This is a genomic window from Halobellus litoreus, assembly GCF_024464595.1.
Taxonomy (GTDB): domain Archaea; phylum Halobacteriota; class Halobacteria; order Halobacteriales; family Haloferacaceae; genus Haloquadratum; species Haloquadratum litoreum.
This window is the reverse complement of record NZ_JANHAW010000001.1, coordinates 886,721-908,779: the sequence shown is the minus strand read 5'-3', so window position 1 is coordinate 908,779 and position 22,059 is coordinate 886,721. Positions and strand designations below refer to the sequence as shown.

Sequence of the window (22,059 nt, the reverse complement as noted above, 5' to 3'; positions counted from 1 at the left end):
TTGCCCAACGAGGGTAAAAAGGTAGCGAACGAGGGAACGACCGGACCGACCGACGGCGCGGCCGGGCGGTGCGGACCGCTCCGGAGGATCGGAACGGAACACACTTTCGGGCCAGTCGAGTACGGGACGTATGATCGGCGTCGTCGGCGGCGGGATCGCGGGACTCGCGACCGCCTATCGGTTGCAGCAGCACGGGCACGACGTGCAGGTGTTCGAGGCCGCAGCGCAACTCGGCGGGCTCGCGGCCACCTACGAGACGCGCGGCGACGACATCGAGCAGTTCTATCACCACCTCTCGAAGTCCGAGGAGACGATCGTCGAACTCGCCGACGAGCTGGGGCTCGGCGATCGGATCGAGTGGCGCGTCGGCACCAACGGCTACTACGTCGACGGCGTCGTCCACCCGCTCGACACGCCGTGGGAGATCCTCGCGTACCCGCATATGAGCCTCTACGACAAGTTCCGGCTCGGGATGCTCACCCAGGGAATCGACGTCCGCGAGCTCGTCCCCGACTTCGACGCCTACGACGACCTCTCGGAGTACGAGCACGTCACGGTCCGGGAGTTCGTCGAGGAACACACGACGAAGAGCGTGTACGAGAACTTCGTCGATCCGCTCCTCGACGGCAAGTACGGGGACAGAAAGGACGACATCTCGGCGGCCTGGTTCCTCGGCCGGGTCCGGTTCCGCGGGGAGCGGGACCTGCTCCGCGGCGAGATCCTCGGCTACTTCGACGGCGGGTTCGGCGTCCTGCTCGACGCCCTCGTCGACGCCGTCGGTCGGGAGAACATCACGACCGACGCGCCCGTAACGGACCTCACGGTCGCGGACGGACGCGTGCAGTCGCTCACGGTCGAATCGGGCGACTCGGACGACGCGGAGGCCCACCAGAGCGGCGGCGGGACCGTGCACGACGTCGACGCCGCCGTCGTCGCGACGATGCCGAACGTCCTGGAGTCGCTGACCGGCTTCCACTGCGACATCGACTTCCAGGGGGCGGTCTGCGGCCTCGTCACGATGGAGGAGTCGCTGCTCGACACCTACTGGCTGAACGTGGCGCACGACGCGCCCTTCGGCGCGCTCATCGAACATACGAACTTCGTCGAGCGGGAACGCTACGGCGGCGATCACCTCCTCTACGTCGCTGCGTACGTCCAGGACAGCGAAGAGGAACTGTGGCGGATGGGCGACGACGAGGTCCGGGAGACGTGGCTCGAAGAGATCGAGTCGATGTTCCCCGCGTTCGATCGATCCGCGGTCTCGGCGTTCCGGATCGCGCGCAACCCGCGCGCCGCGCCGATCTACGAGCGCGGCTACCTCGACCTCGTGGTTCCGTACCACCTCGACGAGGCCGTCGGCGCGGGCGTCTACTACGCCGGAATGGCCTCGGAAGCGCAGTACCCGGAGCGATCGCTCAACGGCGGCGTCGTCGCGGGCTACGAGGTGGCCGACCGGATCGACGCGTCACTGACGGCGGATACCGGCGGAGAAACGGCTGAGAGTGACTTCGACTTCGGTTCCGACGAGTGAGGCGGGAGACGCGGCGGTAGGAAGTGGCGATCGCGACGCTCCGCGGGCGACGGCCGCGACGCTCAGGCCTCGGTCTCGTCCGCGTCGCCCTCGGCGTCGACGTCCTGGAGGCCCGGCGCGATCTCGACGTCGACGTCGTCGGGCTCCTCGCGGCCGCCGACGCGGACCTCGCCGTCCTCGCTCTCGACGTAGACGTCGTCCGCGAAGCCGCCCGCGGCGTGGGGGTGCTCCGGGTCTTCGAGTCGTTCCGGCGTCGACGGGGCGTCCGGAACCTCCTTCGTGCGGAAGTCGCCGAGCGGATTCGCGATGTCGATGTCGTAGCGCTCGAAGAACTCCTCGTAGCGCTCGTAGTGCGCTTCGAGTTCCTCGACCGGGAACTCCATCATCTCCGTCCAGCCGTGGTTGTAGAAGTCGAAGTTCGCCTGGATGTGCGTGATCTCGCGGGCCTCCGCCTCGGTGAACCCCTCTTCGAGCGCGCGGACGTACGTGTCGAACGTCAGCTCGAAGAACACCGCCATATGGGGTTCGCGCTCCTCGCGGTGCTCTGGGTCGGCCTTTTCGCCGAACACGCGGACGTGGAGGTCGACGAGTTTGTCCGTCGCGATGTCGCCGACGACCGGCATCGTCAGCGCTTTCTTCGCCGCGAAGTGGCGGAGGTTCTGGCGGAGTTTCATCGGATCGGCGTTAGGACCGGGCGAACTTGAATGACACGCGTTCACTACTGATGCTGATCGGCGAAGTCCGTCACGACTGGGAACACTTCGGAAGCCCCCGCGCTTCCATTCCCGCCCGGCAGTTCTCCGGGGCCATCGCCTGCCGAAGGCGTGCTGCATCGTAACGCCGACGCTGTCTCGTGGGCGAACAGTCGGCACACCGCCCGCGACGACGTCCTCGCAGCGCCGTCATCCTCGTCCCGCGTCGACGTGCCGAGCAACCGCGACCCGACGCAGGGTCGTCGTCAGATCACGGGGGTACTGGCCGCGGGTTCGTATATAAATTCACGTCCGGTAGCGAAAACGGCGAGACGTCGAAAACCGCGTTATTTAGGGTCCACTGCTACCGCCTCAGTCGTCCGAGGGCGCGCCCCACCGCTCGGCGCGGCGCGGGCGGTCGGAGACGGCCTCGACGTCGATCGGATCGTCCTTCGAGTCCAGGGCCTCCAGCGCCGCGAACGCGGACGCGGTCGTCGAGAAGTAGGTGATCTCCTCTTCGACGCAGACTTCGAGGGCGTCGCGGTCGCGGGAGACGACGAGATCGATCTCGCCGGCGCGGATCGCCGAGACGAGGGCCTCCTCGTCGTCGAACGTCGCGAGGTCGAAGTGCGCGTCGTAGCCGGCTTCGAGCGCCGTCCCGTCCTCGCTTTCGGGGTCGGGGAACTCGTCGGCGGAGAGGTCGACCCACGCGGTCCCCGACTCGGGGATGGGCTTGCCCGTCGCGTCCTGGGCTTTGTCGTAAGCCTTCCCGAAGGTCGAGGCGGTGCCCATCACCTCGCCCGTCGATTTCATCTCCGGGCCGAGGCGCGGGTCCGACCCCGGCAGGCGGTCGAACGGCAGGACGACCTCCTTGACGCTGACGTCGCCGGGGATCTTCTCGTCGACGTCCAGATCGTCGAGCGTCTCGCCCGCCATCACCTTCGCAGCGAGCTTCGCGATCGGGACGTCCGTCGCCTTCGAGACGAACGGGACCGTCCGCGAGGAGCGCGGGTTGGCTTCGAGGACGTAGACCTCGCCGTCCTTGACGGCCAACTGGACGTTCAGCAGGCCGACCGTGTCCAGCGCGGTCGCGATGTCCTCGGTGACCTCGCGGACGCGTTCGAGCGTGTCGGCGTCGAGCGAACGCGGCGGGATCATACACGCGGAGTCGCCGGAGTGGACGCCCGCGCTCTCGACGTGTTCCATCACGCCGCCGATGATGGCGCGCTCGCCGTCGGAGACGGCGTCGACGTCCAGTTCGATGGCGTCGGCGAGGAACTGATCGATGAGGATCGGCTTGTCGGGGGAGACGCGGACGGCCTCCTCGATGTACTCCTTCAGTTCCGCGTCCGAGTAGACGACCTGCATCGCGCGGCCGCCCAGGACGTACGACGGGCGGACGAGCACGGGGTACCCGATGTCGTTCGCGAGGTCGAGCGCCTCCCGCTCGCTGGTCGCGGACCCGCCCTCGGGTTGGAGGATACCGAGGTCGTCCATCAGGCGGTTGAAGCGGTCGCGGTCCTCCGCGAGGTCCATCGCGTCGACGCTCGTGCCGAGGATCTCGCAGTCGAGGCCGCGACGATCGATCTCGGACTTCAGCGGGTGGCCGATGTTGACCGAGGTCTGGCCGCCGAACTGGACCATCACGCCGTCGGCGTCTGCGGCCTCGACGACGTCTGCGACCTCTTCTGCGGTGATTGGCTCGAAGAACAGGCCGTCGGAGGTGTCGTAGTCGGTCGAGACCGTCTCGGGGTTGTTGTTCACGACGTGGGCGTCGATGCCCATCTCCCGGAGCGCCTGCACGGCGTGGACCGAGCAGTAGTCGAACTCGACGCCCTGGCCGATGCGGATCGGGCCGCCGCCGACGACGACGACGCTCTCGACGTCGCGGTCGACGCGGAGTTCGCCCGCGGCGGCGTCGCCCTCGTAGGGGCCCGTGTAGAACTCGGGCTTGCGCGAGGAGTAATAATAGGGCGTCTGGGCGGCGAACTCGCCGGCGCAGGTGTCGACCTGCTTGTACGTGCGCCCGGGGACGTCGGTCTCGACCTCGCTGACGGTCGATCCCGTCGAGGCCGCGATCTCGGCGTTCGTGACGCCGGCGGTCGCGGCGGTCGTGAAGTCGCCCTCCTGGGCGGCGTCCATCGCCTCCGAGACGCGCTGGTAGCGTTCGAGGTACCACTCCTTGATGCCGGTCAGTTCCTGGACGTCCTCGACGGAGTAGCCGCGGTCGAACGCCTCGAAGATGGCGTACGTTCTGTCAGGTGTTGGCCGTTCGAGCAGTTCCGTTTCGAGCACCTCGTCGGAGACCGCTTCGACGTCGGTCGCGGGCTCGTACTCCGTCGAGCGGATCGCCTTCAGCATCGACTCCTCGAACGTCCGGCCGATGGCCATCGCTTCTCCCGTGGACTTCATCGCCGTCGAGAGCGTGAAGTCGACGTCGTCGAACTTGTCCTTGGGCCACCGCGGGATCTTCGTGACGACGTAGTCGATCGCGGGCTCGAACGCCGCGGTCGTCTCGCCGGTGATCTCGTTCTCGATCTCGTGGAGGCGCTTGCCGAGTGCGACCTTCGCGGTCACGCGGGCGATCGGGTAGCCGGTCGCCTTCGAGGCGAGCGCCGAGGAGCGGGAGACGCGCGGATTCACCTCGACCACGCGGTACTCGCCGCCGGGCGTGCCGTCGTCGTGCCAGGCGAACTGGATGTTACAGCCGCCCTGGATGCCGAGTTCCCGGATCACTTCGAGCGCGGCGTCGCGCATCTCTTGGTGGCCCTCGTCGGGAATGACCTGCGAGGGCGTGACCACGATGGACTCGCCCGTGTGGATGCCCATCGGGTCGATGTTCTCCATGTTGCAGATGATGATACAGGAGTCGTCGGCGTCGCGCATCACCTCGTACTCGAGTTCGACCCACCCCGAGATAGACTCGGTGATGAGCACCTCGCTGTTCCGCGAGAGGCGGAGGCCCTTGCGGACCCGCTCGTACAGTTCCTCGAATTCGTGGACGACGCCCGACCCCGATCCGCCGAGGGTGTAGGTCGTCCGCGCGATCACGGGGAGGCCGCCGACCGCCTCGACGGCGTCGTCGACGCGGTCGCGGAGGTCGTCTTCGGTCAGGCTCTGGACCTCCTCGTCGTCGTCGAGCACGATGGTCGTCGATTCGGGGACGGGTTGGCCGATGTTCTCCATCCGCTGGCGGAAGAGGTCGCGGTCCTCCGTGGCGTAGATGGTGTCCAGCGGCGTGCCCATAATGTCGACGTCGAACTCCTCGAGGATGCCCTGCTCTGCGAGTTCGGCCGTGACGTTCAGTCCCGTCTGGCCGCCCAGGCCGGCGATGACGCCGTCGGGCTTCTCCTCGCGGATGATCTCCGAGATAGCTTCGGGCGTGATGGGCTCGATGTACACCCGGTCGGCCATCTCCGGATCCGTCATGATCGTCGCCGGGTTCGAGTTGACGAGGACGACTCGCGCCCCCTCCTCTTGGAGCGCTCGGCAGGCCTGCGCGCCGGAGTAGTCGAACTCGGCCGCCTGTCCGATCTGAATGGGTCCGCTGCCGATGAGCAGTATCGTCCGGTCTTCGGACGCTGCCGCACCGTCTATCGAGGTGTCCTCGTCAGTCATCACTCTGGAGAAGTCCGCACATCGTAATAAGCCCGGCGAATTACTACGAGATACGAAACCCGGTTTCGAAATTCGTAACGCTCTCCGGCCGTCTCACTCGACGAGTCGGTACCGGTAGGGACTCCCCGCAACGACGGCAACGGGGCCGTCGCGCTCTTCGATCCGTCCCAGGACGGTCGCGACTCGATACGGCGTCTCGAAGGCGTCGACGTTACGCTCCTGGAGACGATCCAGTATCTCGCGTGCGGTGAGTGGTTCTTCGGCGTCCTCGAGGACTTCGAGGAGTTGTTCGAACCCGGGTGGCCGGGTCGCGTTCATACGCGGACAGACGGTCCGACGACGTTTAGATCTCAGTGCGACAGTCGTCGGACGATCGGATGACGGACGGGGATTACCCGGTCAGGGTGTCGTGAGAACCGCCGCGGTCCCGCCCCGCTCACGCGTAGACGTCGTCTTCGGAGAGGTCGCGCTCCGCCCGGTATTCGGCGACGAACTCGCTCACGTCGAAATCGAGCATCTGGCGTTCGAACTCGGAGACGGCGGCGTCGTCCTCGGCGTGGCTGACGGCGTGTTCCATCAGTTCGACCACGAGTTCGACGACGATCTCGTGCAGCCGTCGGGAGTCGAAGTCGGTCACCCAGAGGATCCCGGCGCCGACGTCGCCGTCGTCGCTCACGTCCGCCGACACGACCCGCTGGGGGAACTCTTCGAGGACGATTCCCATCAGGTGCGCCGTGCCGAACTCCGGCATCTCCTCGCTCGTCGTCTCGACGGCCTCGCGGAGCACGGAGACGAGAAACTCGGGAACGAACCGCTCGGGGGGATGAACGTCCATCACAACCGCGTGGGAGTCGCCGCAGGAGCACTCGAACTCTCGCATCCCCAAATCCAGCGTACGGACGGACCTGGTCTCGCCGCACGGCAACTCGAGCGTCTCGCCGCCGTCGCCCGGGACCTGCGGTTGTGCCATAGAATCAGTTGTCCGTGACGGGGGTTAAACGTCGCGCTCTGGGGTCGGCGAAACGTCGCTATCGCGGATCGTCTGAACGGCGCAATCAGCTGTCAAGACGTCGCGCTCCCGCCTCACTTGCTCGCGGTCGCGTACAGCAGCGGCCCGACGACGAGGAGGGCCAGGCCGAGAAAGAGGTAGTGAATCGGCACGAGCGACTGCGGCGTCAACGCGAAGATCAGCCCGAACGCCATCGTGTTGAGCGCCAGTATCTTCTGCGACTTCAGGGGGAGCACGCCCACTGTCGCTACCACGAAGACGAGCAGGAGCGCCTGCCCCACGTTGTAGTTGAGCAGGAAACTGTCGACGAGCTGTAGGGGGAGCATCCTTGTCCGGAGTTTCGGCGCGAATCGAGTATTAAAGTTCCGTTCTTCCCGAGAGACACCGATTCTCGGACCCGGGGGCGATCAGTTCGGACCGGAGATGTCCATCGGGCGGATCCACCCGTACCAGATCGCGAAGATCATCCCCCCGTAGCCGAACATAAACACGAGCGCGCCGACGTCGTTGTACCCGAGTTCTCCGAGTAACCGGCGCACGATTCCCGATCCCGCGACACCGACCAGGAGGATCGCGGCCAACAGGAGGTTGTCGCGGGTCAACGCGAACAGGCGCTCGTCTCCGTCGTGCTCGCTTCGGGTGTCGTCGCTCATCGGTGAACCGTTGCGGCCGCAGCAACCTCATCTTGTCGGGTCGTCGGCAGCGGTGACGCCCGGCAACGGCGTCCGACCGCATCGAACGAAGCGCCAGCGAACCGGCGAAGCGCCAGACCGTCTCAGAAGAAGAGAAGCGTCGGACCGTCTCAGAAGAAGAGAAGCGTCGGACCGCGTTCCGCGTCCGCGACGGCGTCGTCCGGCCCGAGGGCCGGGAGCCGGACCGTCGCCGTCGTGCCGCCGTTCCCGTCGGGCCCGTCCGCGTCGATCTGAAACGAGCCGCCGTACCTGGTGACGATCCAGTTGACGAGCCACAGCCCCAACCCGGAGCCGTGTTCGAGCGGCGTCTCCCGCCCCGTCGACACGACGTCGGCTTCCATCTCCGTGATCCCCGGTCCGTCGTCGGCGACGACGACTTCGATCAGCTCACCGTCGTCGACGACCGAGATCCGCACTCGCGGCTCCGCCGTCGGATTGTGCTTGATCGCGTTCTCGACGAGCTCCGAGAGCCCCTCTCGGAGTTCCCTTCCCGCACAGATCGCCCGCTCGGTTCGAACGTCAACGTCGATGGACACGTTCGGGACGGTTTCGCGGTGGGCCTCGACAACCTCGGCCGTCAGTTCACGCGGGTCGAGCCGTCGAGGCTCGCGGTCCCTCCGGGCGTAGCGTTCCAGCCGCCGGGCGTGCTCGCTGAGTTCGACGAGCGCCGTGGAGATGCGCTCGATCCGTTCGCCGAGGGCGGCCACGTCGTCGGCGTCGCCGTCGCGGAGCAGGCGGCCGGTCCCCGAGAGCACGGTCATGTCGTTCCGCAGGTTGTGCCGAAGCACCCGGTTGAGCAGTCTGATCAGTTGCGCCGTCCGCTTGCGCTCGGTGACGTCGTTCTGAAACCCGAGGTAGTGCGTGAGCCTCCCGTCGTCGTCGAACACCGGGCTGAGCTGGACGCGGTTCCAGAACGGCGTCCCGTCGCGCCGGTAGTTGACGAGTTCGACCGACGCCGTCGTCTCGTCGCCGATCGCCTCGCGGAGGCTGGCGACAGCCTCGGGATCCGTCTGTTCGCCCTGGAGGAACCGGCAGTTGCGACCGAGCACCGCCGACGCCGCATAGCCCGTGAGGCGCTCGAACCCCTCGTTGATGTAGACCAACGGTTCGTCCGGCCGCTGCATATCCGCCAGCGAGATGCCAACGGCCGCCTCGTCGATCGCGCGCGTCTTCATTTCGAGTTCCCGCTGCCGCTCCTTCCGTGCGGTGACGTCGCGGCCGACGCCCTGGATGCCGTCGATCTCGCCGTCCGTCGTGGTCGGCGTCGCGTTGACCTCCAGGACCACGACCTCGCCGGAGCGGTCGAGGAAGTCGAGTTCGAGGCTCTCGACCGGTTCCCCGTCGACGACTCGTGAGTAGGCGGCGGCGGCCGTCTCGGCCGCGGCGTCGGTCATAAACTCCTGAAAGTACTCGCCGACGAGTTCTTCGGGGCGGTAGGAGAGCACCCGCTCGACCGCCGAGGAGACGTACGTGAAACGGGCGTCCGCGCCCACCCGAAACAGGATGTCGAAGCTGTTCTCCGCGATCCCCTGAAAGCGCTGCTTTTCGCGTTCGAGCCGCTCGTTCCGGTCGCGTAAGTCCTGCTGGTAGGCGCGCCGTTCGAGCGCGCTCCCGACGAGGTTCGCCAGCAGTTCCAAGAACAGTTCCTCGGCCTCGGAGAAGGGCTCCTCGCGCTGGTCGTAGTCGGCGAAACAGACCGTCCCGTACAGCTCGTCGTCGACGGTGACCTTCGCGCCGATGTACGCCCCGAGACCGAACGTGTCGACGGCGCGCTGGTGAATCTGCGAATCGCTCACGTCCTGCACCGCGAGCGGCGCGTCGATCTCGATCGTCCGACGGCAGTACGCATCGCGCAGCGGACACGACTCCCCGGGTTGAATCAGGTGGTGTCCGCCCGCGGCGTGGACGACCTCCTGCGTGCCGTCGTCGATCCGCGTGAAGAACCCGATCGGAATCTCCAGGTAGTCGGTCCCGACTTCCAGAGCCGCTTCGATCTTGTCCGCCGTCTCCCGAGAGGTGTCCGCGAACACCTCGTACAGCTGTTCTCGTGGGGACCGGACAGCCATACCGTAGTCTCCTGCCGCGCAGACTTAAGCAAACGGCTTGGACGTCGGACAACAGCAAACGGCTTGGACGTCGGAAAGCAGTCAGTCGCGTCGATCAGTGCTCGCTCCCAACGCAGCCGTCGAACGTCGGCCGCGTTCGCGCAGTTCGAATCGCGGACGGAACCCCCAGCCCGATCGATACCTCTCGGTCTCGACCTCGTCGCCGTCGACCGTGTCAGCAGTACTGCGCCAGTTCCTCGTACGCGCGTTCGGCGGCCCGATCGGGCTCGTGCGAATACGTGTACAGCTCGAGGGTGACGAACCCCTCGTAGCCGACGTCGTCCAGCGCGTCGAAGACGGCTCGGAAGTCGAGGTCGCCCTCGCCGGGGACCCGGTGGTAGTGCTTGCCCCGGCGGCCGCCGACGATATCCTCTAAGTGCACGCCGGTGATGTGGCCCGCGCTCCGGTGGATGGTCTCCGCGAGGTCTTCCCCGTAGACGGCCGCGTGCCCGACGTCGAGGTTGATTCCCAGCGACTCTCGGCCGACGTCGTCTATCAGGGCCAGCGCCTCGTCGGTGCACTCGACGAGTAGTTCCGGTTCGAACTCGATGCCGACGTCGACGCCCCGGGGCTCCGCGTAGTCGAGGATCTCGCGGAGCGACGCGCGGAGGTACTCCCGGGCGCGTTCCGGCGGGTTGCCGGCGAGCGGTCGTCCGGTCGCGAGACAGACCGCGGGCGACCCCACGACCTCCGCGAGGTCGACGGCGCGCTTCGTGTACTCGACGCGCCACTCGCGGGCCGCCTCGTCGTCGGTGATGACGCTCGGTTCGAAGAACGCCGAGGGCGGCGCGTCGTCGTAGTAGCCCATCGCCGTGTTCGCGTTGACGTTCGACACCGACAGGCCGGTCTCCGCGAGGGCGTCGCACACCGCGCGTTCGTCGCCGTCGTCGAACGCCGGGAAGTAGGCGTGCGGGTCGTCGCCGAGGATCTCGACGCCGTCGTAGCCGTGGGCGTCGATGCGGCGGATCGCCTCCGGGAGCGCGTACTCGGTGTAGGCGTTCGTCGAGAAGGCTAACTCGACCATCACCCCACCCCTCCGAGCCCGTCGACGGGGCCAGCTGCCGCGGATACTCGTCTGTGCGTCGTTGAGTCGACTCCGGTTCGATGAATCACGTGTCTCAGGTACATCTGGTATCTCCTCGTTACGAGACGTCGAACAGTTGCGCCAGTCCGACCGCGGGGCCGAGGAACGCGACCGTGGCCAGCGTCCACCCGACGCCGGCGACGGCCGCGACGGCAGAATCGAGGACGACGAGCGCGAGTACGCACGTTCCGATGACGGGCCCGACCGTCCCCGGCGACGGGTCGCGGTAGGCCCGCGCCAGCGCTCGTCCCGTCACGGCGAGGAATCCGAGCGCGAGCGCGACGCCGACGCCCACGGCCAGTACGCTGGCAGTGGGGCCCACTGTCGCGAGGAGCGTCACCGCGACCGCCCCGGCGACGCCCGCGCCGCCGCCCGCGACGACCACTGACCGCCGGGTCGCGCCGGTCGCTTCGTCGGCGGCCACAAGCGTCACGCCCGCGACGTACGCGGCGACCGCGACCGGGACGGCGAGCGCCCACGGTGGGAGGGACGCCACCGGGACGTCGGTGGCCGTCGTCCCGAGCAGGACGTTCAGTCCGCGCGCCGCGCCCATCGCCAGAAAGCCCGCCGGTCCGCCCTTCAGCGCGCCGTCGTACCCGACGACCGCCGCCGCGACCGCGACCGCGCCGATTCCGGCGTCGGCCCCGGCGGTTGCGGCCGCGAGGAGCACCGCACAGAGCAGTAACACGCCCCCGAGAGCGCCGGCGGCCGAGCGAGGGACCCGGCCGGCGGGGATCGGCCGCTCCGGGCGTTCCTCGGCATCGACGGGCGCGTCGAAGAAATCGTTGAGCGCCGTCCCGGCGGCGTAGAGCAGTACCGACGCGGCGGCCACGCCGGCGACGGCCGGGAGCGCGACCGCGCCGCCCGCGGCGACGGCGAGCGCTGCCCCGGCGATCACGTCCGGCGGCGCGGTGAAGAGGTTGGGGACGCGAACCAACTCGGCGTACGCGGCCGTGGTACGTCGCACGCGGCCGGTCCCGCGTCGGGAGTACGTCATCGCGCGATCAGACCCACCCGTGCGCTTCGAGGTACTCGTACGCCTCGCGGGCCGTCTCCTCGGCGGTCTCCTGGTACGGGTACAACTCGACGGTGACGAACCCCTCGTAGCCCGTCTCCTCGACCGCCTCGAGAAATCCGTCGACGTCCATCGCGCCGTCGCCCAGCTGCGTGTGTTCGTGCGTGCGGTCGGCCGGGATGTCCTCCAGGTGGTAGTGCGGCGTGCGCTCCGCGAGCCGTCCGACGGCCTCGGCGGGATCCTCGCCGACGCAGAAGAGGTGTCCCGCGTCGAAGTTGCAGCCGACGGCACCGGAGTCGATCCGACCCTCGATGTCGAGGTACTGATCGGTCGTCTCGATCAGCAGATCCGGCTCGGGTTCGATCAGCACGTCGACGCCCAGCTCTTCTGCGGTCTGTGCGACCGATCGCATCCCCTCCGCGAACGTCTCCATCGCCCACTCCCGGGACTTGCCCGCCGGCACGGGACCGCCCGGCTGGATGGAGATCGAGTCGGCCCCGAACGCGTCGGCCAGGCGGAGCGACTCGCGGGTGTAGTCGATGCGCTGCTGGCGATACTGGGGATCGGTCTCGACGTAGGAGGGGTGCTGGAAATCCTCTGCTGTCACCATGAACGCGTTGCAGTTGCTGATCTCGAGGCCGGCGTCGTCGAGCGCGTTCTCGACCGCGGCGACGTCCTCCGCGTCGGTATCGGCCGGGTGAAGGTGCGACGCGCCGAACAGCAGTTCCACGCCCTCGTACCCGATGTCGCCCAGAATCTCGACGGTCTCTCCCGGGTCGTACGCCTGGAACGCGTTGGCTGAGAAGGCGAATCGCATAGGCATTCAGGGCTCGTAGTCGAAGTTGGGCGACTGGTCGAAGAACTCGTAGGGGTTCTCGAAGACGACCTTGCGGACCGCCTCGCGGTCCCAGCCACGATCGATCATCTTGTCTCGGGCCATCGGCACCGCCAGCGGGTTCGAGGGATCCCAGTCGGCCGCGCTGTTGAGGATCATCTTGTCGGTACCGTACTCCTCGAGTAAGTCGATGGCCGTCTCGTCCTCGATCTTGCCGGGGTAGAGGGTGAAGCCGACCCAGCAGTCGGTCTGTAGGCTGGTGTCGATGGTGTTCTCCGTGTTGTGATCGATGATGATCCGCTCCTCGGTGACGTCTTCCTCCTGGATCATCTCGACGAGCCGCTCGGTCCCCTCCGGCTTGTTCTCGTGGGGCGTGTGGACGATGACGGGAAGTTCGCGCTCCTCGGCCATCCGGAGCTGCTTGCGGAACGCGTACTCCTCGGCCTCGGTCCCCTGATCGAGGCCGATCTCGCCGACGCCGACCACGTTCTCGCGGTCGAGGAACTCGGGGATGCGCTCCATCACTTTCTCGGCCATCTCCGCGTAGTTCGCCTCCTTGGGTTCGAGTCCGATGGTGACGTAGTGGTCCATCCCGGCCGCGCGCTCGGCGCGCTCGGTCTCGAAGTCGGTGATGTGCTCGAAGTAGTCGAAGAACGAACCCGCGTGCCGTTTGTCGGTCCCGCTCCAGAACGCCGGCTCGATACAGCACTCGATTCCCGCGCGTCGGGCACGGCGGTAGTCTTCGCTCGACCGCGACACCATGTGCATATGCGGATCGATTATACGCATCGAATTACGTGTCAATCAGTTCGTACTTCGTTATGAGTCTCCTTCGATTGAGCTCGAAAAGGTAAACCGAAACGAGAAGGCCAGTAACGAACACTCCGGAGGGTTTGACTCCTTTGCACCCTGTCAGTTTCTCTGCCCCGCTCAGCCGCCGTATAACGATCGACCGTCCCGTTCAGCCGCCGTATAACTGCTGACTGTCCCGTTCAGACGTGGCATAACAATGTGGATAGTTCGACAAGAGACGCTCACGCTTATGACAAGCACAGGAGTCTGGTTGATCGGCGCGCGCGGGAACGTCGCGACCACGGCGATCGCGGGAGCGCGTGCACTGGCCCACGGCGAAACTGACACGACCGGTCTGGTGACGGCGCGGGAACCGTACTCGCGACTGGCACTCCCCGACGTCGGGGACCTCGTCTTCGGCGGCCACGACATCCGGGAGCGAAGCCTCCTGGAGACGGCGCGGGACCTCTCGTCGAACGGCGTCCCGAGTCCGGACACCGTCCAGGCGGTGGCCGAGGACCTCCGTCGCGTCGACCGGCGTATCGCGATGGGCGCCGCGATAAACTGCGGGGCCTCGGTCGACGACCTCGCCGATCGGGGGTCACTCGACGATCGGCTTCCCGTGAGCGAGGTCGTCGACCGCATCCGAGACGACTATCGGGCGTTTCGCAGGAATCACGACCTCGATCGCGTCGTGGTGGTGAACGTCGCCTCGACCGAACCGCCGTTGGACGATCCCGACCAGTACGACACGCGCGAGGCGTTCGAGCGCGCGGTGGCCAACGACGACCGCGACCTCCCCGCGAGCGCCCTCTACGCGTACGCCGCGCTCGTCGACGAACACCCGTACGTCAACTTCACGCCGAGCACCGGCTCGGCGCTCGGCGGCCTCCGGGAACTCGCCGAGGACCGGGACGTTCCGCACACGGGCCGGGACGCCAAGACGGGCGAGACGCTCGTCAAGTCGGCGCTCGCGCCGATGTTCGCCGGGCGGAACCTCCGCGTGCGGTCGTGGGAGGGCCACAACATCCTCGGCAACGACGACGGCCGGGTCCTCGAAGACGAGGCCAACAAGGCCGGCAAACTGGCGAGTAAGGGGGGTGTCCTCGACTCCATCCTGCCCGACCTCGAGCACAACCGGGTCCGCATCGACTACACGCCGTCGCTGGACGACTGGAAGACCGCCTGGGACTACGTCCACTTCGAGGGCTTCCTGAACACCGAGATGAAGCTGCAGTTCACGTGGGAGGGGTCGGACTCGGCGCTGGCCGCACCCCTCGTGCTCGATCTCGTGCGTCTGATCGCGCACGCCGACGAGCGCGGCGAGGGCGGTCTCCAGCGCCACCTCGCGTCGTTCTTCAAGGCTCCGCTCGGCGTCGACGAGCACGACCTCTCCCGGCAGTTCGCGCTTCTGGACGAGTACGTCGACCGCCACGCGAGGGAGGCGGCCGTCGAATGACCGCGACCGGGGAACCGACCGCGGCCGAGCGCGTCGTCGTCCTCGACGTCGTCGGCCTCCAGCGCGACCACCTCGGCGACGGCCGCGCGCCGAACCTGACCGAGTTGTTACCCGAGGCGACGACGGCCGACCTCCGGCCGCCGTTCCCCGCGGTCACGGTTCCGGCCCAGACCACGCTTGCGACCGGACGCTCGCCGACGGCCCACGGCGACGTGGCGAACGGCGAGTACGACCGCGACGCCGACGCGGTGGCCTTCTGGGAGCGCGACCGGGGCGACCGCACCCGCATCTGGGAGGCCGCCGCCGACGCCGGTCTCACCACCGGCGTGCTGTTCTTCCAGCACCTCGTCGGGACGAGCGCCGACGTCGCGGTGACGCCCTCGCCGATCGAAGACGAGGACAACAACCTCCTCGAGATGAACTGCTGGACCAATCCCGACGGCTTCTACGACGAACTGGAGGCCGAGCACGGTCACTTCCCACTGCATAACTACTGGGGGCCGGCGGCCGACGAGGGAAGCAGCGAGTGGATTCTAACCGCCGCCCGCGAGGCGATCGAACGGTACGACCCGGACCTGCTCTGGGTGTACGTCCCCCACCTCGACTACGACGCGCAGCGGCACGGCCCCGACGCGCCGGAGACCGACGCGGCGCTCGAAACAGTCGACGAACTACTCGGGTCGTTCCTGTCGTTCCTCCGCGGCGGCGAGCGCTGGGCCGAGACGGCCGTGAACGTCGTCAGCGAGTACGGCTTCCATCCGGTCGATACGCCCGTCGTCCCCAACCGCGCGCTCCGTGAGGCGGGGCTGCTCTCGGTGACCGACGACGGCAGCGGCGGCGAGGAGGTCGACCTCGCGCGCTCGTCGGCCTTCGCGATGGTCGACCACCAGATCGCCCACGTGTACGCCGATTCGGACGTGCTCGCCGACGTCCGCGAGACGGTCGAAGCGCTCGACGGCGTGGCCGAGGTGCTGGACGACCGCGGCAAGGCGGCCCGCGACGTCGATCACGCGAACGCGGGCGACCTCGTGCTGGTCGCCGAACCCGACGCCTGGTTCCAGTACTACTGGTGGGACGGCCACGACGCGGCCCCGTCGTACGCCACAGAGATGGACATCCACGCCAAACCCGGCTTCGACCCGTGCGAACTCTTCGTCGGCGACGCCGGACTGACCTCGCTCGACCCGACACGGATCGGGGGGTCTCACGGACGCGTGGACGAGGAGACGCTGGGAGTGTACGGACTCGGCGGCCCCGCCGCTCCGGATCGCCGGGTGATCGACGGCCCGGTCGACGCGCGGGCCGTGGCGCCGACGATCGCGGAACTGCTCGGCGTCGAGGAGCGACTCGATATGGACTTCGAGGCGGCTTCGCTGCTGTCCGGTGTGCGGTCTGCCTCCGACTGACGACGACCTCTCTCGTTGCGATCGAGTGGCTCTCGGAGTTTTGGCATCTCCGGCAGACGACGCCCGAGGAGCGCGTCCTCGAGGAGGAGGTGTGAGCACCGCAGACGGCTACTGAATCAGTAGCTATCGAAAAATATTACAATACTCCTATGACATATCAATCGGATATACTGAACCTCCGCTCCAGAGCGGAAAGCAAACCTGCTCTCCGCCCAGAACCCACAGTAATCTATGGATATTCAAAATCACGACACGGGGACGCTCGGCACCATCCTACAACAGCTTATGACAGCCGACCAGCCGGCAGAAGAAAAAATCGAGCGAGCACTCGACATAGGCTCGGCGTATCTAGATGTCGACACTGGTCTCGTCGTACGGACGTACGAAGAGGGAAACACGTGGGAGGCAATCGTTAGCACGGATAAAGACGACGGCCAGTTCTCCGAGGGGACGACACTCGATCTGTCGAACACGTACTGTCGCCGCGTCGTCAAAGACGGCTCGTCGTTGATGGTTCATAACGCGACTGAGCAAGGACTTGAGAATGATCCTGCGTATCAAACCCTCGATATCACCTCGTATTTCGGAACACCGTTGTACGAAGGCGATGAGATCTCTGGAAGCGTCTGTTTTGTTGGACAAGATGCCCGGGAGTCATTTGACCCCGAGGAAGCATTCTTCTTGGAACTTCTTGCCCGATTCATCGAAAACGAAATTGTCGAGTCGAAATATGAGGCGGACCTCAACGAATCTTCGGAGATAGTATCCGTGTTAACACGGGTGCTCAGACACAATATCCGCAACAAACTTTCCATCGTGAAAGGTTATTTGAACGCCCAACCTCAGCAATCCAGCCAGGGCCTGTCATCTGATGCAGCGATCGACGCTGTGGATGAGGTACTCAATCTCAGCGAAGAAGCACGGAAACTCGAACAGATTCTACAAGAATCATCCGACCGACGAACTGTTGAGTTAACACGCGAAATCAGACAAATAGTCGCCGACATAGCAGACCAAGTCCCAGCAGCATCCATTACAGTCGATATCCCCGAGTCGATCGACTATTTTGCACGGCCAACACTCCCACTCGCCATTCGAGAAATCATCGAGAACGCAGCCGAATACGCCGGAGAAACACCCGATATCTCTGTCAAGGTAACCGGAACCGACGAGGTCGTGACGGTCAGCATTCAGGATGATGGACCAGGGATCCCAGAAGAGGAACAGGCCGTCATCGCTGAAGGCACCGAAACACCACTCGTCCACAGTATGGGGTTAGGCCATTGGATCGCCCGCACGATTGTTACGAAACACGACGGCGACATCGATACTGACGTTTCCGCTGAAGGAACGACAGTGACCATCTCACTTCCCCGTACAACGCCGGACCTGACGACACCCGGTTCCGACGACCAATTCCAAACGGAGTACGACAAATTCAGACAGGTCTTCGATGCTGCATTCGAGGCGATCGTGGTCGTTGACGATGATGGCCGAATCATCGAACGTAACGAACGGGCTGCCGAAGTGGCCGGAATCGACCCGGAGGAACTCGTCGGACGCTACATACAGGATTTCATCACTACAGATACTGAGCAGACCGATTTACTCGATGAACTCCTGCAAGAGCAGCAAGAGATTATCAAGTTGAGTGACACGGAGGGGGACGAATACGTGATGGAATACTCGGCATCACCTGATGTCGTCCCTGGGCAGCATCTACTGATCGGACGGGACGTGACCGAGGAGCGCAGTCGCCAACGCGAACTCCAACAGACGAAAGAACGGATGGAGTTTGCGCTCGAGGCGACCGAGACTATCGTCTGGGAGTGGGACGTGGATGCAGATGAAGCGACGTTCTATCCAACCGAAACAGAGCTGTACGGGACGAGCGTCCAGACCAGTCAGGACTTTCTTGAGGTAATCCACCCCGAGGACCGTCAACAAGCCCGCGAATCGGTACGGCAGGCATTGGAATCTGGCGAGGACAAACACGAGGAACTCCGGATCATCGTCGACGACGAGGTGCGGTGGATCGAGGCGCCGGGAAAAACCGTCGTCGGTGCAGATGGAACCACGCGGATGATCGGCGTGGTGCACGACATTACCGATCGAAAGGAACGCGAACAGGAGCTCGAACGAATGCGTGAGTTCTTCAGAGAAGCCGAAGACCTCGGGAGCCTCGGTGCCTGGGAGTTCGACGCGGACGGCGCCCACGTGTGGACGGACGGCACCCGCCGTATTCACGAGGTCAACGACGGATTCACCCCAACTATCGAACAAGCTATCGAGTTCTACCACCCCGAGGATCGAGAGGCAATCGAGCAGGCAGTCGAAACCGCACTTGAGAATGGCGAGTCGTTCGATCAAGAACTTCGTCTGATTACTGCCCAGGACAACCAGCGATGGGTCCGAGTGCGGGGCAAGGTGCTTGGTAACGAGGAACCGCGGACGGTTCGGGGGTTCATTCAGGACATCACCGACCGCAAAGAGCGCGAACAGGAACTCGAGCGGACAGAAGAATTACTCGAACACACGGAGCGGATTGCTGACGTTGGGGGCTGGGAGATCGATACCGGAACGATGGACGTGTTCTGGAGCGAGAACCTCTTCGAGATCCTCGGAGTCGATACCGACGAAGAGCCATCGTTGGACGAGGCGCTGGCTGTCTACCACGAGGACGACCGTCAGATCGTCGAAAGAGCCGTCGAAGACGCACTCGATTCGGGGGAGCCATTCGACGTTGAAGTACGGATCCAGCGACCGGGCGGCGAGATCCGCTGGCTCCGTGTCCAAGGAACCCCGACCGTTGAGGGTGGTGAGGTTGCCACGCTCCGGGGCGCAGTCCAGGATATTACCGAGTACAAAGAGAACAAAAAAGAACTCCAACAGGAGCGGGATCTCGTCGAAGGAATCGTCGAAACCAGTCCGATCGGTATCACCGTCATCGATGCGGATGGGACGCTTGCATTCGTCAACGAGCGGGCCGAAGCGATCTATGGACGATCCAGCGAGGAAATCAACGACTTCACGCACGATGATTCCCGCTGGGGACTGGTCGATGAGGATGGAGAACCCCTCGAAACAGGTACCACACCGTTCGATCGGGTGATCTCCCAAGAGGAACCGATATACGATCAGGTTGTTGGCCTTCGCCAGCCATCTGGAGACCGTGTGTGGGCCTCAGTGAACGGAGCCCTACAGTGGGACGACGATGGAGATATACAGCAAGCGATCTTCGCGTTCGAGGATATCACTGAACAGCGCGAACTGGAGACGAGATTGTCAGAGATTCTCGGCCGGGTGACTGACGCGTTCTATGCACTTGATGACGACTTACGCTTCAGCCACGTAAACGACCGTGCTGAAGAGCTACTCCAGGCATCCGAAGAGGAACTTCTCGGTGAGAAGTTGTGGGAGCAGTATCCGGAGGCTGCCAACCTCGACAAGGTGCGGGATGCGTTTCATACAGCGATGGAGACCCAGGTTCCGCAGAGCTACGAGGTGTATTATGACCCCCTGGATTTCCGCGTTGAAGCGACGATTTATCCATCGACAAGCGGTGTCTCGGTGTACTTCAGGGACGTAACCGACCAGAGAGCGTATGAGCGGGAGATCGAACGGCAAAACGAACGGCTCGAAGAGTTTGCCCGTGTCGTCTCTCACGATCTTCGCAATCCGCTGAATATCGCTCGCGGGCGACTAACGCTCGCTCACGAGGAGTTCGAGAGTGAGAATCTGGACGTGGCCGACAGCGCACTCGACCGGATGGAGCGAATTATTGAGGATATGTTGTGGTTGCTTCGTGAAGGGCAGGTCATCGGATCGACAGCGTCTGTGGATTTGAACGAGGCTGTCGAGTCGGCTTGGACGATGATCGAAGACGAAAGTACTGATGCTGAATTTCGTATTCCAAAGCAGACTGGACTCCAAACGATTGAGGCGGACTATGACCGACTGTGTCAACTCTTGGAAAACCTATTTCGGAATGCCATCGAACACGGGGGAGAAGATGTAACCGTTCGTGTTGGGGATCTGGATAACGGATTCTATATCGAGGATGATGGACCCGGAATTCCAGAAGACGCTCGTGAAGAGGTCTTCGAGGTGGGCTACTCGACCTCACCGGACGGAACTGGGTTTGGTCTGAGTATCATCAAGGACGTCGCTGAAGCGCACGGATGGGAGATTACACTCACTGAGGGAACTGCTGGGGGGGCGCGCTTCGAGATTACGGGTGTCGAAACCGGTACTGAATAGACTCTCTGGCTCTGTTTAAACACCTACTACTTGACAAAACTGGTGTCCTGAATAGAGAGAGTGCAGTCAGCAAGCAGGTTTCATACGCCAGTGGCTACCAGTGCGAACCCATCGCTGGACGGGAAGACAGATCGACGGGTTCCTACCGTGAGTTCGGATCCATTTTTCCGCTCTCGGTGAACGTCGAAGTGGTGTCACTGGAGAGAGCAGCCTTTGCGGCGCGGTCATCTTGCCAGAGGAGCCAGAGGCCCATCACGCCGACGAACAGAATGAAGCCGAGTGTCGTGAGGGTGTAGGCTTGTGACTGGCCGGCACTGAGAAGCCCTGTTACGTCGACAGCGAAGTGCCAGACAATTAGTGGCCAGATGCTCTCGAGGCGGAATGCAACTGCCGCGAGTCCAATACCCAACGGAATGATGAGAATCATCGATGGCAACCACTCGGCGACGGAGCCCCCGAGAACGATCTTCGAGACGTGAGTGAGGCCGAACGCGGTGGCGGTGACGACGCCAGCAAAGAGGTGTCCTCGTGATTCGAGTGCCCGAAGCAAGACTCCCCGGTATAGGATCTCTTCGAACAGCGCCGCACCGAGCGCAACGCCGACAATGACCACGAGGAGGGTTGCCCAGTCCGGGAGAACTTCGCCCCGAACGAGCGACACCTCGGGGATGGTGAGTCCGAATACGACCGGAATGAACACGGCAATGGCGAACGGTAGCAGGTACACCAGTGCCCGGCGGTTAACGCGAGCGGTGAGGCGAATCTTCTCCGACCATCCTAACCACGCGACCAGTCCGAAGGTTACTCCGACGAACAGCCAATTCAGCAGGAGTCCAACCCCATCGAGCGTGAGTTGCGGCAGGAGTGGAGCAAGTACGAGCCGTCCAGCGACGGCCATCCCGATCAGTGCGATAGTTAGGCCGAGCGTGAACGCTATCGGGCGACGTTCGACAATCGTATTCATACCCTGGTAACGCTACCAGATCACTTATAGAAACACTGACATTTGTTAACATCGATATCCTCTGGATCCAGTTGGCATCAGATCGAACTCCCCAAGAGGGGCTCGAAATCGAACTTCCGGCTCGAACGCACTGTGTCGAAACGGATCTTCCCTCCGTCCCCGTCAAGATCGAACTCGGCGCCGTACTTGTCCATCCAGCGCTGGATCGCCGATCGGTTCGCCGCAGAGTGGACACCCGACGGTGTAGATTCGGACGGTGCCGCCGGCGTCGACGCTCCAGCGTCACGGCGACCACCCACCTGTGATTCGAACCGACAGACGGCAGAGGGGGCCGTCAGAAATTTCCTTCTGTTTCGAAGAAAGAGGCCTCTGTTTGTTTTCGTTATCGCACGAGATTAGGTGGCTGGGGAGTTGTGGCCCCGAATTTCGGTTGGCAAAAGGCCAACCGAATTGGGGATGGGCCAACACGGATTTGAACCGTGGACCTCCCGGTTATCAGCCGAGCGCTCAACCTGACTGAGCTATTGGCCCAGGCGAGCGCATCTACTCGTAGTTCGATGAGTAGTTTAAGAGTTTCCTTTCGACTGCAGTCAGGCA

Annotated in this window: 16 protein-coding genes and 1 tRNA gene; 4 read left to right on the top strand and 13 right to left on the bottom strand. The window is 64.4% G+C overall.

Going from position 1 to position 22,059, the window contains the following annotated elements; translation table 11 throughout:
• Positions 1-130: 130 nt before the first annotated feature.
• The gene (locus NO360_RS04645) at positions 131-1,531 is read left to right on the top strand and encodes an NAD(P)/FAD-dependent oxidoreductase (protein WP_256306342.1); all 1,401 of its coding nucleotides are present in this window, start codon (positions 131-133) and stop codon (positions 1,529-1,531) included.
• A 62-nt stretch (positions 1,532-1,593) separates the two neighbouring features.
• On the opposite strand, the gene NO360_RS04640 is transcribed toward NO360_RS04645, so the two are convergent.
• The 11 genes from NO360_RS04640 to NO360_RS04590 form a co-directional block, all read right to left on the bottom strand.
• Complete coding sequence (locus NO360_RS04640; RefSeq protein ID WP_256306340.1) at positions 1,594-2,205, bottom strand: DUF6149 family protein; 612 nt, start codon at positions 2,203-2,205, stop codon at positions 1,594-1,596.
• Positions 2,206-2,595: 390 nt separating this feature from the next.
• Complete coding sequence (carB, locus tag NO360_RS04635; RefSeq protein WP_256306339.1) at positions 2,596-5,841, bottom strand: carbamoyl-phosphate synthase large subunit; 3,246 nt, start codon at positions 5,839-5,841, stop codon at positions 2,596-2,598.
• A 93-nt stretch (positions 5,842-5,934) separates the two neighbouring features.
• The gene (locus tag NO360_RS04630) at positions 5,935-6,159 is read right to left on the bottom strand and encodes a helix-turn-helix domain-containing protein (RefSeq protein WP_256306338.1); all 225 of its coding nucleotides are present in this window, start codon (positions 6,157-6,159) and stop codon (positions 5,935-5,937) included.
• 118 nt (positions 6,160-6,277) lie between these two features.
• Positions 6,278-6,811 carry a DUF5815 family protein gene (locus tag NO360_RS04625; protein WP_256306337.1) on the bottom strand — a complete coding sequence of 178 codons (534 nt, stop codon included), beginning with the start codon at positions 6,809-6,811 and terminating at the stop codon, positions 6,278-6,280.
• A 113-nt stretch (positions 6,812-6,924) separates the two neighbouring features.
• Positions 6,925-7,176 (bottom strand): DUF8006 family protein, encoded by a 252-nt coding sequence (locus NO360_RS04620; protein ID WP_256306336.1) that lies wholly within the window; start codon positions 7,174-7,176, stop codon positions 6,925-6,927.
• A gap of 81 nt (positions 7,177-7,257) precedes the next feature.
• Positions 7,258-7,503, bottom strand: coding sequence for a DUF7996 family protein (locus NO360_RS04615; RefSeq protein ID WP_256306334.1), 246 nt, complete (start codon positions 7,501-7,503; stop codon positions 7,258-7,260).
• Between the two features lie 149 nt (positions 7,504-7,652).
• Complete coding sequence (locus NO360_RS04610) at positions 7,653-9,608, bottom strand: PAS domain S-box protein (RefSeq protein WP_256306332.1); 1,956 nt, start codon at positions 9,606-9,608, stop codon at positions 7,653-7,655.
• Positions 9,609-9,822: 214 nt separating this feature from the next.
• On the bottom strand, positions 9,823-10,671 hold the full coding sequence (locus NO360_RS04605; protein ID WP_256306331.1) for a sugar phosphate isomerase/epimerase family protein: 849 nt from the start codon (positions 10,669-10,671) through the stop codon (positions 9,823-9,825).
• A gap of 118 nt (positions 10,672-10,789) precedes the next feature.
• On the bottom strand, positions 10,790-11,728 hold the full coding sequence (locus NO360_RS04600) for a UbiA family prenyltransferase (RefSeq protein WP_256306329.1): 939 nt from the start codon (positions 11,726-11,728) through the stop codon (positions 10,790-10,792).
• A gap of 7 nt (positions 11,729-11,735) precedes the next feature.
• Positions 11,736-12,563 carry a sugar phosphate isomerase/epimerase family protein gene (locus NO360_RS04595; RefSeq protein WP_256307095.1) on the bottom strand — a complete coding sequence of 276 codons (828 nt, stop codon included), beginning with the start codon at positions 12,561-12,563 and terminating at the stop codon, positions 11,736-11,738.
• Positions 12,564-12,569: 6 nt separating this feature from the next.
• Entirely contained in the window at positions 12,570-13,370 is an 801-nt protein-coding gene (locus NO360_RS04590; RefSeq protein WP_345780176.1) for a TatD family hydrolase, read from the bottom strand.
• Positions 13,371-13,623: 253 nt separating this feature from the next.
• Here NO360_RS04590 and NO360_RS04585 point away from each other — a divergent pair, with 253 nt between their 5' ends.
• From NO360_RS04585 to NO360_RS04575, 3 genes are all read left to right on the top strand, one after another.
• Positions 13,624-14,832 (top strand): inositol-3-phosphate synthase, encoded by a 1,209-nt coding sequence (locus tag NO360_RS04585; protein WP_256306326.1) that lies wholly within the window; start codon positions 13,624-13,626, stop codon positions 14,830-14,832.
• Positions 14,829-16,238, top strand: a complete 1,410-nt coding sequence (locus NO360_RS04580) for an alkaline phosphatase family protein (protein WP_256306324.1) — start codon at positions 14,829-14,831, stop codon at positions 16,236-16,238. Before NO360_RS04585 ends, NO360_RS04580 begins: the two co-directional genes overlap by 4 nt.
• A gap of 231 nt (positions 16,239-16,469) precedes the next feature.
• Complete coding sequence (locus tag NO360_RS04575; RefSeq protein WP_256306323.1) at positions 16,470-20,498, top strand: PAS domain S-box protein; 4,029 nt, start codon at positions 16,470-16,472, stop codon at positions 20,496-20,498.
• A gap of 142 nt (positions 20,499-20,640) precedes the next feature.
• On the opposite strand, the gene NO360_RS04570 is transcribed toward NO360_RS04575, so the two are convergent.
• Both NO360_RS04570 and NO360_RS04565 read right to left on the bottom strand, forming a co-directional pair.
• Positions 20,641-21,462, bottom strand: coding sequence for a CPBP family intramembrane glutamic endopeptidase (locus tag NO360_RS04570; protein WP_256306322.1), 822 nt, complete (start codon positions 21,460-21,462; stop codon positions 20,641-20,643).
• 457 nt (positions 21,463-21,919) lie between these two features.
• A tRNA-Ile gene (locus NO360_RS04565) sits at positions 21,920-21,993 on the bottom strand.
• Positions 21,994-22,059 lie beyond the last annotated feature (66 nt).